This is a genomic window from Vibrio sp. 10N.247.310.98, assembly GCF_041467395.1.
In the GTDB taxonomy this organism is placed as follows: Bacteria; Pseudomonadota; Gammaproteobacteria; order Enterobacterales; family Vibrionaceae; genus Vibrio; species Vibrio crassostreae_C.
Genome location: NZ_JBFSUL010000068.1, coordinates 1 through 13,315, shown reverse-complemented (window position 1 = coordinate 13,315; position 13,315 = coordinate 1). Strand labels below are relative to the sequence as shown.

12 protein-coding genes and 1 pseudogene are annotated in these 13,315 nt (G+C 45.2%); 9 read left to right on the top strand and 4 right to left on the bottom strand.

Going from position 1 to position 13,315, the window contains the following annotated elements; all coding sequences use genetic code 11:
- The first annotated feature begins 111 nt into the window (after positions 1–111).
- The 3 genes from pstA (at position 112) to phoU (ending at position 3,413) form a co-directional block, all read left to right on the top strand.
- Positions 112–1,821: a phosphate ABC transporter permease PstA gene (gene pstA / locus AB6E78_RS19970; protein WP_050619859.1), complete on the top strand. Its 1,710-nt coding sequence runs from the start codon at positions 112–114 to the stop codon at positions 1,819–1,821.
- Positions 1,822–2,640, top strand: a complete 819-nt coding sequence (gene pstB / locus AB6E78_RS19965) for a phosphate ABC transporter ATP-binding protein PstB (protein ID WP_009848269.1) — start codon at positions 1,822–1,824, stop codon at positions 2,638–2,640.
- A gap of 74 nt (positions 2,641–2,714) precedes the next feature.
- Positions 2,715–3,413, top strand: a complete 699-nt coding sequence (phoU, locus tag AB6E78_RS19960) for a phosphate signaling complex protein PhoU (protein WP_009848270.1) — start codon at positions 2,715–2,717, stop codon at positions 3,411–3,413.
- A gap of 9 nt (positions 3,414–3,422) precedes the next feature.
- On the opposite strand, the pseudogene AB6E78_RS19955 reads toward phoU, so the two are convergent.
- The 3 genes and pseudogenes from AB6E78_RS19955 to AB6E78_RS19945 all read right to left on the bottom strand — a co-directional run.
- Positions 3,423–3,686: pseudogene (locus tag AB6E78_RS19955) on the bottom strand (hypothetical protein); the annotation flags it as partial.
- A 146-nt stretch (positions 3,687–3,832) separates the two neighbouring features.
- Complete coding sequence (locus tag AB6E78_RS19950) at positions 3,833–4,576, bottom strand: copper homeostasis protein CutC (RefSeq protein ID WP_017062527.1); 744 nt, start codon at positions 4,574–4,576, stop codon at positions 3,833–3,835.
- A 311-nt stretch (positions 4,577–4,887) separates the two neighbouring features.
- Positions 4,888–5,496, bottom strand: coding sequence for a peroxiredoxin C (locus AB6E78_RS19945; protein WP_017062526.1), 609 nt, complete (start codon positions 5,494–5,496; stop codon positions 4,888–4,890).
- Between the two features lie 210 nt (positions 5,497–5,706).
- On the opposite strand from AB6E78_RS19945, the gene AB6E78_RS19940 reads away from it, so the two are divergent.
- On the top strand, positions 5,707–6,612 hold the full coding sequence (locus AB6E78_RS19940) for a hydrogen peroxide-inducible genes activator (RefSeq protein WP_017062525.1): 906 nt from the start codon (positions 5,707–5,709) through the stop codon (positions 6,610–6,612).
- Between the two features lie 69 nt (positions 6,613–6,681).
- Here AB6E78_RS19940 and AB6E78_RS19935 read toward each other — a convergent pair whose 3' ends face one another.
- Complete coding sequence (locus tag AB6E78_RS19935; protein WP_017062524.1) at positions 6,682–7,128, bottom strand: CBS domain-containing protein; 447 nt, start codon at positions 7,126–7,128, stop codon at positions 6,682–6,684.
- Positions 7,129–7,462: 334 nt separating this feature from the next.
- On the opposite strand from AB6E78_RS19935, the gene queA reads away from it, so the two are divergent.
- The 5 genes from queA to secF all read left to right on the top strand — a co-directional run bounded on the left by queA (position 7,463) and on the right by secF (position 13,122).
- Complete coding sequence (gene queA / locus AB6E78_RS19930) at positions 7,463–8,515, top strand: tRNA preQ1(34) S-adenosylmethionine ribosyltransferase-isomerase QueA (RefSeq protein ID WP_017062523.1); 1,053 nt, start codon at positions 7,463–7,465, stop codon at positions 8,513–8,515.
- Positions 8,516–8,705: 190 nt separating this feature from the next.
- The gene (tgt, locus tag AB6E78_RS19925) at positions 8,706–9,842 is read left to right on the top strand and encodes a tRNA guanosine(34) transglycosylase Tgt (RefSeq protein ID WP_017056177.1); all 1,137 of its coding nucleotides are present in this window, start codon (positions 8,706–8,708) and stop codon (positions 9,840–9,842) included.
- Between the two features lie 111 nt (positions 9,843–9,953).
- Complete coding sequence (gene yajC, locus AB6E78_RS19920) at positions 9,954–10,283, top strand: preprotein translocase subunit YajC (RefSeq protein WP_010440492.1); 330 nt, start codon at positions 9,954–9,956, stop codon at positions 10,281–10,283.
- A 20-nt stretch (positions 10,284–10,303) separates the two neighbouring features.
- On the top strand, positions 10,304–12,160 hold the full coding sequence (gene secD / locus AB6E78_RS19915; protein WP_102320714.1) for a protein translocase subunit SecD: 1,857 nt from the start codon (positions 10,304–10,306) through the stop codon (positions 12,158–12,160).
- A gap of 14 nt (positions 12,161–12,174) precedes the next feature.
- A complete protein-coding gene (secF, locus tag AB6E78_RS19910; RefSeq protein ID WP_017062837.1) occupies positions 12,175–13,122 on the top strand; it encodes a protein translocase subunit SecF in 948 nt (315 codons plus the stop codon).
- Positions 13,123–13,315 lie beyond the last annotated feature (193 nt).

Here is a 13,315-nt window from a genome sequence, read left to right as displayed (position 1 = left end):
TTTTAAAGGTTTGCCTCAATGTGTATCAATGGCTTTTAGTGGCTTGACTAGCGTGTCTCTTGATCTTTGCAGCTCCTTGATTTCAGCACGCCAAGAGCAAGGTCGATCATGATGAATAAACTGAAGTCATTATTATCTTGGGTTAAATCGGGCTCTCCGTGGATCTGGCTTACGGGCGGGGCGGTGAGCATCAGTATGCTTTCTGTTCTTGGCCTAATGCTGCTGATTGGTTGGAAGGGCTTAACCTATTTTTGGCCCGCACCTTTGTATCAATGGCAAGTTGACTCCAAAGACTTATCGCTAGTGGTCGATCTTGACGAAACCGTATCAAAACAAGATGTATTGGTTGGTCAGTTATATGAACGAAAATACATCCCGATAGAGCAAGTTCCACAAGTCCATGACCTTTTGTCTCCTCAAAATTTGTCGACTGGGCTGATACAGCGCTTAAGCATCAAAGTTGCTAACAGAGAACTGTACCCTGCGGACTTTGTTTCTATTCTGGATGTTAACTTACGTGAACCCACTACCCCGCTAGATTGGGTTGTGATTGAACGAAGTCGAGGTGGTTATTTCTTTGGTAAGCCGGTGGGTTTTAAAACCGCTTCTGGCACCTTTGATTCGAACATAGACCAAAAGCTCGAACAAGGCTTGGCGTTCGCTGATACGTTACGTAAAGAAACGTCGCGTGTCGTGAACCAAGAAATTCGTAATATCAGCTGGCAATTGGAAAACCTGCGCTTAGAAAAGCGTAAGCTTGAACTCAATGAGTCAGTGAGTGATGAATACCTTACAACCTATACTCAAACTAAACTGGAATTAAACCGCCAGTTAGGTGAAGCCGAAGTTAAGCTTGAGCACCTTAGAACGCAACTTAATGTCGAAAGCTTGCTGGTTGAGGATATGACAGGCGAGCTGGTCGAGATCTCGCTCAGCCACATTCTGGATTATTGGTACCCAAATAATATGTCTTACCTAGAAAAGGTTGGGCACTGGGGCAAACAAGTTTGGAAATTCTTATCAGAGAACCCACGAGACTCAAACTCTGAAGGCGGTGTATTCCCTGCCATTTTCGGTACAGTACTGTTGGTTATTCTCATGTCGATCGTCGTGATGCCTCTTGGCGTGGTCGCTGCGATATATCTTCATGAATACGCAAAAAACAACGCACTAACACGTTTAATTCGTATCGCCGTGATTAACTTGGCGGGTGTACCGTCGATTGTGTATGGCGTTTTTGGTTTAGGCTTTTTCGTCTATACCATTGGTGGCTCGATTGATACGTTGTTCTATGCAGAGCGATTGCCAGCACCGACATTTGGTACGCCGGGTCTACTTTGGTCAGCACTAACCTTAGCGGTCTTGACGCTTCCAGTCGTTATCGTAACCACGGAAGAGGGCTTAACGCGTATTCCTAGTGCAGTGAGGCACGGTTCATTAGCGCTTGGTGCGACTCAATTTGAGACGCTTTGGCGCATTGTTTTACCGATGGCAAGCCCAGCGATTATCACTGGTTTAATTTTGGCAATCGCGAGAGCCGCGGGGGAAGTTGCACCACTTATGCTGGTGGGTGTTGTTAAATTGGCATCTAGCTTGCCAGTCGATGGTCAGTTTCCGTATTTACACTTAGATAGAAAGTTCATGCATTTAGGCTTTCATATCTATGATGTTGGTTTTCAAACCTCTAATATCGAAGCGGCACGACCTTTAGTGTATGCGACTTCATTTTTATTGGTTACGGTGATTGTTGGGTTGAACTTAACAGCCATCAATATCCGTAATAACTTGCGTGAAAAATACCGAACCTTAGGACAAGATTAGATGTTCTCGATTAATGAAACCTTGGGTTACCAAGCACCACTTGATGTTCACAATCTGAAGGATGAGCAAATTGCTATCTCGATCGAAGGGCTAAATCTTTACTATAAAGAGAGCCAAGCACTTGATGATATCTCGATGCAGATCCCGAAGGGGCAGGTGACGGCGTTTATCGGCCCTTCTGGGTGTGGTAAGTCGACTCTGCTGCGCTGCATTAATCGCATGAACGATCTTGTTGAAGGCTGTAAGGTTTCCGGGAAAGTGAAGCTTCATGGCAAGAACGTCTATCACCCTAAGGTGGATGTTGCGACCTTACGACGCCGTGTGGGTATGGTATTCCAGCGTCCAAACCCTTTTCCTAAATCTATCTATGAGAATGTGGTTTATGGCTTGAGGCTACAAGGCGTTAGCAACAGCCGAGACCTTGATGATGCGGTTGAACGCTCTCTGCGCGCTGCTGCGTTATGGGATGAAGTGAAAGATCGGTTGCATGAGAATGCTTTTGGTTTATCTGGCGGTCAACAGCAGCGTTTGGTTATCGCTCGTGCGGTTGCGATTGAGCCTGAAGTGCTGTTGTTAGATGAGCCGACATCGGCACTCGATCCGATTTCTACTTTGACGATTGAAGAGTTGATCAACGATCTCAAAACGCAATACACAGTGGTGATTGTTACCCACAACATGCAACAAGCCGCGCGTGTAAGTGACCATACTGCCTTTATTCATATGGGAAAATTGATCGAGTACTCAGATACGGACTCAATTTTTACGTCTCCATTGAAAAACCAGACGGAAGACTACATTACTGGTAGATATGGCTAACCTCTCCAAAGGTGTCATCTAGAGCTAAGTCACTCTACAAAAATGGCTTTCTTCATTTCTTTCAAGGAGCAAGTATGCATTTCGGTCGCCACATTTCAGGGCAATTCAATGTCGAGTTAGAATCGATCCGTACTCATGTATTGACCATGGGCGGGTTAGTGGAGCAGCAACTCTCGTTTGCAATGCAGGCGCTTCATAAAGACGATGTTGAATTGGCCAAAAAAGTGATTCGTGATGACCACAAAGTGAATGCGATGGAAGTGTCGATTGATGAGGCGTGTACTCGAATCATTGCAAAGCGTCAGCCGACAGCGAAGGATCTGCGTTTGATTATGGCGATCATCAAAACCATTACCGATCTGGAACGTATTGGCGATGTTGCTTCTAAAATTGCGCAAGGTGCTATTGAGATCCCTTCAACCAAAGAGCAAAAATTCCATGTTTCGTTAGAGCCTCTTTGCCGTCAGGCAATCACCATGCTTCACCAAGTGTTAGATGCTTTTGCTCGTATGGATGTTGATGCGGCTGCTGAAGTTCACAAACTTGATGATAAGTTGGATGCGGAATACGAAGCCGTTATTCGTCAGTTAATGACCTATATGATGGAAGACCCTAAGAACATCCCTAATATTTTGCAGGTGATGTGGTCAGCTCGTGCGATTGAGCGAGTGGGAGACCGCTGCCAAAATATCTGCGAATACATTATTTACTTTGTGAAGGGTAAAGATGTACGTCACCTCGGTGATCAAAGCCTTGATGACGCACTAAAATAGAGCTTATCTTTAGAAGCTAATAATGGCACCAAGGTTGAAATTGACCGTTGTGTCGTAAGGCACAAAGGTTTTGTTGTGATCAAAAATATTCATATCAACACCAGCACGTAATCCAAGCATTGGTGTCGCTTGGTAAACGTAGGCACCACCTAGGCTTATACCATGTGTTGTTTTCTCTTCTACTTCGCCTGAGCGCGTTTTTGTACCGTCATAACTTGCCACACCAATCTCAGCCTGAAAGCCGTGGGTTTGGTTTCTTCCAAACATGTTTTGCTTCGTAACAGGTTTAAATCAAGAGAGCTGAATAAGTCTTTAGCCATATCTATCCATGAAAATTTTCTGCGCTATTAAATCTAATATACGTCAGTCAGTTAGATTAGTCAGCGAGGTTCTCTGGATTTATGCTGGCGACTATTGCCCTAAGCGGTGAGGGCGGCTCTCACATCAGATATCTTACTCGCATCTGTCACTGGGATCTGATAATCATCAATATTATCACTGCCCATTTGAGCACTTGAGTTGTTTTCCATTAGACTCGGCCTTGTCGATTTACCTGAAAGGTGAAGAGCAGGTACTTGGGTAGCGCTTTGAATCATTTTGGCATTCGCAGCGTTAACGCCAGCCCCCGCCATGATATCAATTCGTCCATCGGCTTGTTTGACCATTGCAGCCAATACATCGATACCTTGCTCAGCATTAGCAGCAAGCCCTGATGTCAGGACTCTTTCGCATCCAAGTGTAATGATTTGTTCTAATGCTGCTTGGAAATCAGAGCTTTGATCGATGGCTCTGTGGAAGGTAATCCCAAGCTTTAACGAGTGCGCTTTGTCAGCCAGTTGTTGCATCTTTGGCATATCAATACTTCCGTTCGGCGCTAACACACCAAGTACGACCCCATCCAATCCTGCATTTGCGCAAGCTTCAATATCTTCAAGCATACAGAGCATATCGTCGTTATCGAAAATGAAGTCGCCTTGTCTTGGGCGTATCATAGCGTAGACCGGAACCGACGAAACTATTGCCGCTTGTTTCATCATTCCGAAGCTTGGAGTTAATCCGCCAAGTGCTAATGAAGAGCAAAGCTCAATTCGATTCGCGCCACCAGATAGTGCGGTATGAAGAGATTCTAAGTTATCGATACAGACTTCAATTTCGGTGTTCATCGTGTTTATCCGTTCAAAAAGATACTGATGAAATAATAGCAATCTAGGTGTGATTCTGAATAGATGGGGATAAGGGAAAATAGAGGTAAAGTTTAGGTTTATCGCTACCTCAATTATCTATTACAAGAGTCAGTCTAGGGGAGCGAGGAGGGGGAAAACAAAAAGCCCGAAGCGTTAACTTCGGGCTTTTAATAGGACTTTACTTCTTAACTGATTGGCGGTGCGCTTTGCGCTATTAGCTTATGCTTTATGTCTCTTTAAAGAGAATCTTCCAACCATTAACCCGCGTTGAGTTCGGGCTTAAGAGGTAATTACTTGCTTAGGTCGTCAGCGTGCTCAGATAGGAATGCTGCAACACCTTTTGGAGATGCGTCCATACCTGATTTGCCTTCTTCCCATTGTGCAGGACAAACTTCACCGTTCTTCTCGTGGAAGTTTAGTGCGTCTACCATGCGTAGCATTTCGTCGATGTTACGACCTAGTGGAAGATCGTTAACTACTTGGTGACGTACAAGACCGTCAGCGTCGATTAGGAAAGAACCACGGAAAGCAACGCCTGCTTCTGGGTGCTCAACATCGTATGCTTTGCAGATCTCGTGCTTAACGTCAGCAATTAGAGGGTATTTAACTTGACCAATACCGCCATCAGCGATAGCAGTGTTACGCCATGCGTTGTGAGAGAATTGAGAATCGATAGAAACACCGATTACTTCAACGCCTTTAGCTTGGAAATCTTCAAGACGGTTGTCGAAAGCGATTAGCTCTGAAGGACAAACGAAAGTGAAGTCTAGTGGGTAGAAGAAAACTACAGCTTTCTTACCTTTAGTGAATTCTGCGAAGTTGAAGTTATCAACGATCTCACCGTTACCTAGAACAGCTGCTGCAGTAAAGTCAGGGGCTTGACGACCTACTAGTACCATTTTGGAATCTCCTAAAAAATTAGTTGGCCCAACACATCTTTGTTTGGGCTCCGTTTCTACGGGACAAACTATAGTACAATCGGTACTATAGAAAAAAGCGAATTAAATAGATTAAGTTAATCGAAAAAAGCGATAAGCTTATTCTTTGTCCTGTCCTTAGGTCGAATGACCTTTACCTAACTTATCCTACTTATATTACAAAGTAATTTCATGAATAAATGGCCAAGTCTTAAGCAACTTCACTATCTTGTTACTCTTCACGAAACTCGTCATTTCAGTGATGCCGCAGATCGCTGTTTCGTCAGTCAATCTACGCTAAGTAAAGGCATTCAAAACCTAGAAGAGCTGATTGGTTGCCCGCTTTATGAGAAGAAAGATAAAAAGAGCCCGCTAGTTTTCACGCAAGCAGGTGAGCTGGTGGTCAAGCACGGTCGAGAGCTACTAGCGAAAGGACAAGATCTCGTAGAGCTTGGAAATCTATGTAACGGGGATGCGATGCAAGGGCAGCTGCGAGTCGGGTGTATTCCTACTATAGCGCCGTTCCTTTTGTGCGATTTGGTACAGGAAGCCAACCAGCGCTTTCCACAATTAAATTTGCTGTTACGTGAAGACACAACGACCAACCTATTGGCTGCGCTGCGTCATGGAGACTTAGATGTGCTGATTCTGGCTTTGCCTGTCGATATCGACAATATGGAAAGCCAAGTTGTTGGGCAAGACCCTTTCCGGATGGTGATCAGTCGCAATCAAGCTGATGGTATTCGCGTTCCGATTAAATACGATGACCTGCCAGACGAATCTGTATTTTTGTTGGAGAACGAGCATTGCTTAACCGAGCATGCTGTGTCGGCTTGTAAGTTAACGGATAAAGAGAAGATCAACCCGTTCACTGCGACGAGCCTTCACACATTGGTGCAAATGGTGGCCAATGGTTTAGGAACCACCTTTATTCCGCAAATGGCGATCGACCACGGTTTATTGGAAAACCAGAATCTCGTTGTGATCGATCCTCCTGGTCAGCAGGCCTACCGAGATATTGGCCTTGTCTGGCGACCAAGCTCTTCGCGTCGTGAGACATTCCATCAATTAGCGGATGTGGTATCTGAGCTTCTATAATAATCCGCTGCGACAACAATCCCTCTGAGCGGCTGAATTGGCCGCTCTTCTTTATATCAATTCCGAGCGTTACTCTACTTCTGCTTCTTCTGGCTCTACTTCTTCTTGCAGCTCCAGTAAATTGATCGCTATCGTGACAAAATCGCTGTCTGTAATAATGCCTACTAGTTCGTGGTTTTCTACGACAGGTAAACAGCCCACTTTATGTTTCTGCATGTAGATAGCCGATTCTTTTAATCCTGCACGCGGCTCTACCGACATAACACTTTTGTGCATGATGTCGTTGAGGGGAGTAGCAAGAGTAAAAGATTGAGCTTGTGGGATGTTTTGTAGGCTGGATTCTTGAGCGGCGAGAACGTCTCGTTGTGTGACGACACCTAGTAGTTGCCTGTCGGAATCGACGACCGGAATATGGCGGATATCAAGTGCTTCCATCATGTGCTTAGCATCGGCCAGTGAGTGTGAGCGCAATAGGGTATGAGGGTTGCGAGTCATCATATCTTCAACCTTGATCATACGAACCTCCTTCTTTTTTATTTGTTGCTATTACTATAGTTTTTTATCCAAAAAATAACTGAGATCTGACGCATTCCTGGGTGAGTTTTATGCAACTAATTCTTTAGCTTGAGGAGGTGAATCAGTCGCATTATTTTACGCCTCTTTACAATAATCCAGTGCTGTAAACCTTGCTATTGCGGCTCGTGTGCCTATACTAGCCCACTGCGAAATTTTTAGTCGTGTTTGCGATGTGTTTCTGGTAACGATTGACTTACCGTAACGATTATCCAGCAACTACGATTTATGATTCGTCAACGGCACAAATCTCATCAACTAAGACAAGACTAGACACATGCAAGTTTCAGATTTTCACTTTGACCTACCAGATGAACTCATTGCTCGCTACCCTCAAGAGGAGCGTACAGCAAGCCGCCTGCTTAAATTAGATGGCAACAGCGGTAACCTAGCTGATGGTTCGTTTAAAGACGTTTTAGACTTGGTTGAGCCAGGCGATCTTGTTGTTTTCAATAACACTCGAGTGATTCCAGCTCGTGTATTTGGTCGCAAGGCATCAGGCGGTAAGCTTGAAGTGCTGGTTGAACGTATGCTTGATGAGAAAAGCATTCTTGCGCATGTTCGTTGTTCTAAATCACCGAAGCCGGGTACCAAGTTGTTCCTTGGTGAGAACGATGAATATGAAGCTGAAATGGTGGCGCGTCACGATGCGTTATTCGAAATCCATTTCACATCCGATCAAAGCGTTTTAGAGATTCTTAACAGTGTTGGTCACATGCCACTGCCTCCTTACATCGATCGTCCTGATGAAGATGCAGATAAAGAGCGCTACCAGACTGTCTATAATGAAAAGCCGGGTGCGGTTGCAGCGCCAACAGCAGGCCTTCACTTTGATGACAAGCTAATGGCCGACATGAAAGAAAAAGGTGTTGAGTTTGCTTACGTGACGCTTCACGTTGGTGCTGGTACGTTCCAGCCAGTAAAAGTAGATAACATCAATGATCACCACATGCATGCTGAGTACGTTGAAGTGCCGCAAGAAGTGGTTGACGCCGTAGCTGCAGCAAAAGCTCGTGGCGGACGTATTATTGCTGTTGGTACAACATCAGTACGCTCACTAGAAAGTGCAGCGCAAGATGCATTGAAGAAAGGCACCGAGCTCGTTCCTTTCTTTGGTGATACAGAAATCTTCATCTTCCCTGGCTATGAATACCAGTTGGTGGATTGCCTGATTACCAACTTCCACTTGCCAGAATCAACACTGATTATGTTGGTGAGTGCATTTGCTGGCTACGATAATGTGATGGGCGCTTACGATCACGCAGTGAAGAGCGAATATCGTTTCTTCAGCTACGGCGATGCGATGTTCATCAATAAGAAAACGAGCTAACTTAAGCTGGTTTAAGCGATACAAAAATTTACGGGTGCTAGCAGTAAGCTAGGAGTCGGGCAGGGTGTCTGTCTAATCTCTCGCAAGGAATACGCGACCGCTCCTCATAGAACCCACTAGACTGAACTTTTGTTTGGCCTAAGGTTCTGAATTAACAGTCAGATTGTTTCTCTGGCATATTGGAGGCTTCGTGAAATTAAAATACGAACTTAAAAAAACTAATAGCGGCGCACGTCGTGGTCAACTTCAGTTTGAACGCGGTACCGTCGAAACCCCAGCATTCATGCCTGTAGGTACTTACGGTACTGTTAAAGGTATGACACCTGAAGAAGTAAAAGACACAGGTGCTGAAATCCTATTAGGTAACACATTCCACCTATGGCTACGTCCTGGTCAAGAAATCATGAAAATGCACGGTGACCTGCACGATTTCATGAACTGGCACGGTCCTATCCTGACTGATTCAGGCGGCTTCCAAGTATTCAGCCTAGGTGCAATGCGTAAAATCACTGAAGAGGGTGTTCATTTCCGTAACCCTGTAAACGGTGACAAGATCTTCATGGACGCTGAGAAGTCTATGGAAATCCAAAAAGATTTAGGTTCAGACATCGTAATGATCTTCGATGAGTGTACGCCTTACCCTGCGACACACAAAGAAGCAAAAGACTCAATGGAGATGTCTCTTCGTTGGGCTGAGCGTTCACGTAACCACTTCGACAAACTTGAAAACCCGAACTCACTGTTCGGTATCGTTCAAGGTGGCGTGTACGAAGACCTTCGTGATGTATCCGTTAAAGGCCTAACAGAAATTGGTTTTGACGGTTACGCAGTAGGTGGCCTAGCAGTAGGCGAACCAAAAGAAGATATGCACCGCATTCTTGAGCACACATGTCCTCAACTGCCAGAAGATAAGCCACGTTACCTAATGGGCGTAGGCAAACCGGAAGACTTGGTTGAAGGTGTTCGCCGTGGTATCGACATGTTTGACTGTGTAATGCCAACGCGAAATGCACGTAACGGCCACCTGTTTGTGACTGAAGGTGTGATCAAGATCCGTAATGCGAAGCATAAAACCGATACAACACCACTAGATTCAGAGTGTGACTGTTACACTTGTAAGAACTACAGCAAGTCGTACTTACACCATTTGGATCGTTGTAACGAAATCCTAGGTGCTCGACTGAACACGATTCATAACCTGCGTTTCTACCAACGAGTAATGTCAGACATTCGTCAGTCTATCGATGAAGACCGCTTTGAAGAGTTCGTTGCAGAGTTCTACGCAAGAATGGGGCGTGAAGTGCCACCACTAGGTAAAGAATCTTAGTATTTCTTTTTTGCGAGCCCTATCTCTCTTCCGAGTGATGGGGCTTGAAAATAAAGGGATGCGACCCAATTAGACAAACAATTACGAAAATATAAATAGAGGATGTTTTAAATGTTTATTTCTCAAGCTCACGCAGCAGCAGAAGGTGCACCAGCAGGCGGCGGTTTCGAAATGCTTATCATGCTAGGTATGTTCGCTGTGATCTTCTACTTCATGATCTACCGTCCACAAGCTAAGCGTGTTAAAGAGCACAAGAACCTTATGTCTTCTATGGGCAAAGGTGATGAAGTTCTTACAAGCGGCGGCCTAATTGGCAAGATCACTAAGATTGCAGAAGACAGCGACTACGTTGCTATCGAACTGAATGCAAACAACGAAGTAGTTATCAAGAAAGACTTCGTTACAGCAGTGCTACCAAAAGGTACTCTGAAATCTCTATAAACAGCTAGAGGATCCTCGCTGTGCTAAACCGTTACCCGTTATGGAAGTACCTGATGGTGGTGTTTACTATCGCCATCGCTGCGTTGTACGCACTTCCGAATATATACGGTGAAGATCCGGCAGTTCAAGTTACAGGGGCGCGCGGCGCCTCTGTAGATATGTCTACGCTGGATGCTGTCACCAATGCTCTTGAAGCTGAAAACCTTTCTACTAAATCCGTTGCTCTAGAAAACGGTTCCATTCTTGTTCGCTTTAACGATACAGACTCTCAAATTAGTGCTCGTGATGTCATCACTGAAGCATTAGATGAAGACGTAATCGTTGCTTTAAACTTAGCTGCTTCAACTCCTGATTGGCTTGAATCTATTGGTGCTGCACCAATGAAGCTTGGTCTTGACCTACGTGGTGGTGTTCACTTCTTGATGGAAGTGGATATGGACGCTGCGATGCAAAAGCTGGTTGGCCAACAAGAAGAAGCGTTCCGTAGCGAACTTCGTGAAGAAAAAATCCGTTACCGTGCAATTCGCCCATCTGGTAAAGATGCGGTTGAAGTGATTCTACGTAACGCCGAGCAGCTTGCTGAAGCGAAATCGCTACTGCAATCTAAGCACCAAGACATGACGTTTGTAGATTCTGAATCTAATGGTCGTTTTTCTTTGGTTGCTAGCTTCACAGAGGCTCGTCTTCAAGAAATCCGCAACTATGCGGTAGAGCAAAACATTACCATTCTACGTAACCGTGTTAACGAACTTGGTGTTGCTGAACCTTTGGTTCAACGTCAAGGCTCTAGCCGTATCGTAGTGGAATTGCCTGGTGTTCAAGACACGGCTCGCGCTAAAGAAATTCTTGGTGCTACCGCGACGCTTGAGTTCCGTGAAGTGGATAGCAGTGCTGACTTAGCCGCTGCCGCTTCTGGTCGTGCCCCTGCGGGTAGCGAAATCAAGCAAGATCGTGATGGTCGTCCTGTGGTACTTAAGAAGCGCGTTATTCTAGGCGGCTCAAGTATTACTGATGCAAGCTCAAGTGTTGATGAATATGGTCGTCCTCAAGTTAACATCTCGCTAGACAGCGAAGGTGGTAGCAAGATGTCTGCATTCTCTCGTCAGAATATCGGTAAGCTAATGGCAACGGTATTTGCAGAGTACAAAGACAGCGGTCGTAAAACACCGGAAGGTCGAGTTATCTTGAGTAAGCACGAAGAAGTGATTAACCAAGCGACGATTCAATCTGCGCTAGGCCGTAACTTCCGTATTACTGGTATCGATTCAACGGCTGAAGCTCATAACTTGGCACTTCTACTGCGTGCTGGTGCATTGATTGCGCCTATCTCGATTGTAGAAGAACGTACCATTGGTCCATCTATGGGGCAGCAAAACATCGATATGGGTATCATGGCGATGGTTTGGGGTATGGCTGCTGTAATGCTGTTTACGCTGCTTTACTACCGTAGCTTTGGTCTGATTGCGAACGTTGCGCTAATGGCTAACTTGGTGTTGATTATCGGTGTTATGTCGATGATTCCGGGGGCTACCATGACCCTACCAGGTATTGCCGGTATCGTATTAACGGTTGGTATGGCGGTTGATGCGAACGTTCTGATCTTTGAGCGTATACGTGAAGAGCTTCGAGATGGACGCAGTCCACAACAAGCGATTCACCAAGGTTACGCGAACGCATTCAGCACAATCGCCGATGCCAACATCACCACACTACTAACAGCAATCATTCTATTTGCTGTGGGTACGGGTGCTATCAAAGGCTTCGCGGTAACGCTGTCTATCGGTATCTTGACTTCAATGTTTACAGCTATTATCGGAACACGTTGTATCGTGAACCTGATGTATGGCGGCAAACGCGTTAAAAAACTGTCGATCTAAGGCTAGGAATTAATATGTTTCAGATTCTAAAAGCAGACAAAATGATCGACTTTATGCGTTGGTCAAAGGTTGCCTTTGTTTTTTCTATCTTGATGATTGGTACTGCTATCTTCACCCTAACAACGAAATCGTTGAACTGGGGTCTAGATTTTACTGGCGGTACTCTGATTGAAGTTGGTTTTGAACAACCGGCACACCTTCCTGATATTCGTAGTGCACTAGAAGCCGAAGGCTTTGGTGATGCAACGGTACAGAACTTCGGTTCAGCTCGTGATGTGATGGTTCGTTTACGTCCACGTGATGGCGTAGCGGGCGAAACGCTTGGTAACCAAATCCTTTCTGCTATTGAGAATGGTACTGGTGAGCAAGTTGAAATGCGTCGTATCGAGTTCGTTGGTCCTAACGTGGGTGACGAATTAACAGAAGCGGGTGGCCTTGCTATTCTAGTTTCTCTTATCTGTATCTTGATCTACGTATCAGTGCGATTTGAATGGCGTTTGGCTGCGGGTGCAGTATTAGCACTGGCGCACGACGTTATCATCACTCTGGGTGTGTTCTCTCTAATGCAAATTGAGGTCGACCTTACCATCGTAGCAGCCTTGCTAACGGTCGTCGGTTACTCCCTCAACGATACCATTGTTGTATTCGACCGTATCCGTGAGAACTTCCGTAAGATGCGTAAGGGTGAAGCACCTGAAGTACTGAACAGCTCAATCACACAAACATTGAGCCGTACATTGATCACTTCTGGTACCACGTTATTCGTAGTTATCGCACTGTTCGTTCAGGGCGGCGCTATGATTCACGGCTTCGCGACTGCACTTCTACTGGGTATTACGGTTGGTACTTACTCTTCTATCTACGTTGCATCTGCACTGGCTATGAAGTTAGGTATTACGCGTGAACACCTAATGCCACCACAAGTGGACAAAGAAGGTGAAGAGTTTGACGAGATGCCTTAGGCCTTGGCTTAATAAGTTTCGCTAAACCAAAAAAACCGCTAGGCAACTAGCGGTTTTTTTACGTCTGTATTCTAGGGAAGCTCAATACAATTTAGCGTTGAAGTATGTTGAACTTCATTTCACTAAGAGACATCCTGATCGTATCTCGTATCTCGTATCTCGTATCTCGTATCTCGTATCTCGTATCTCGTAT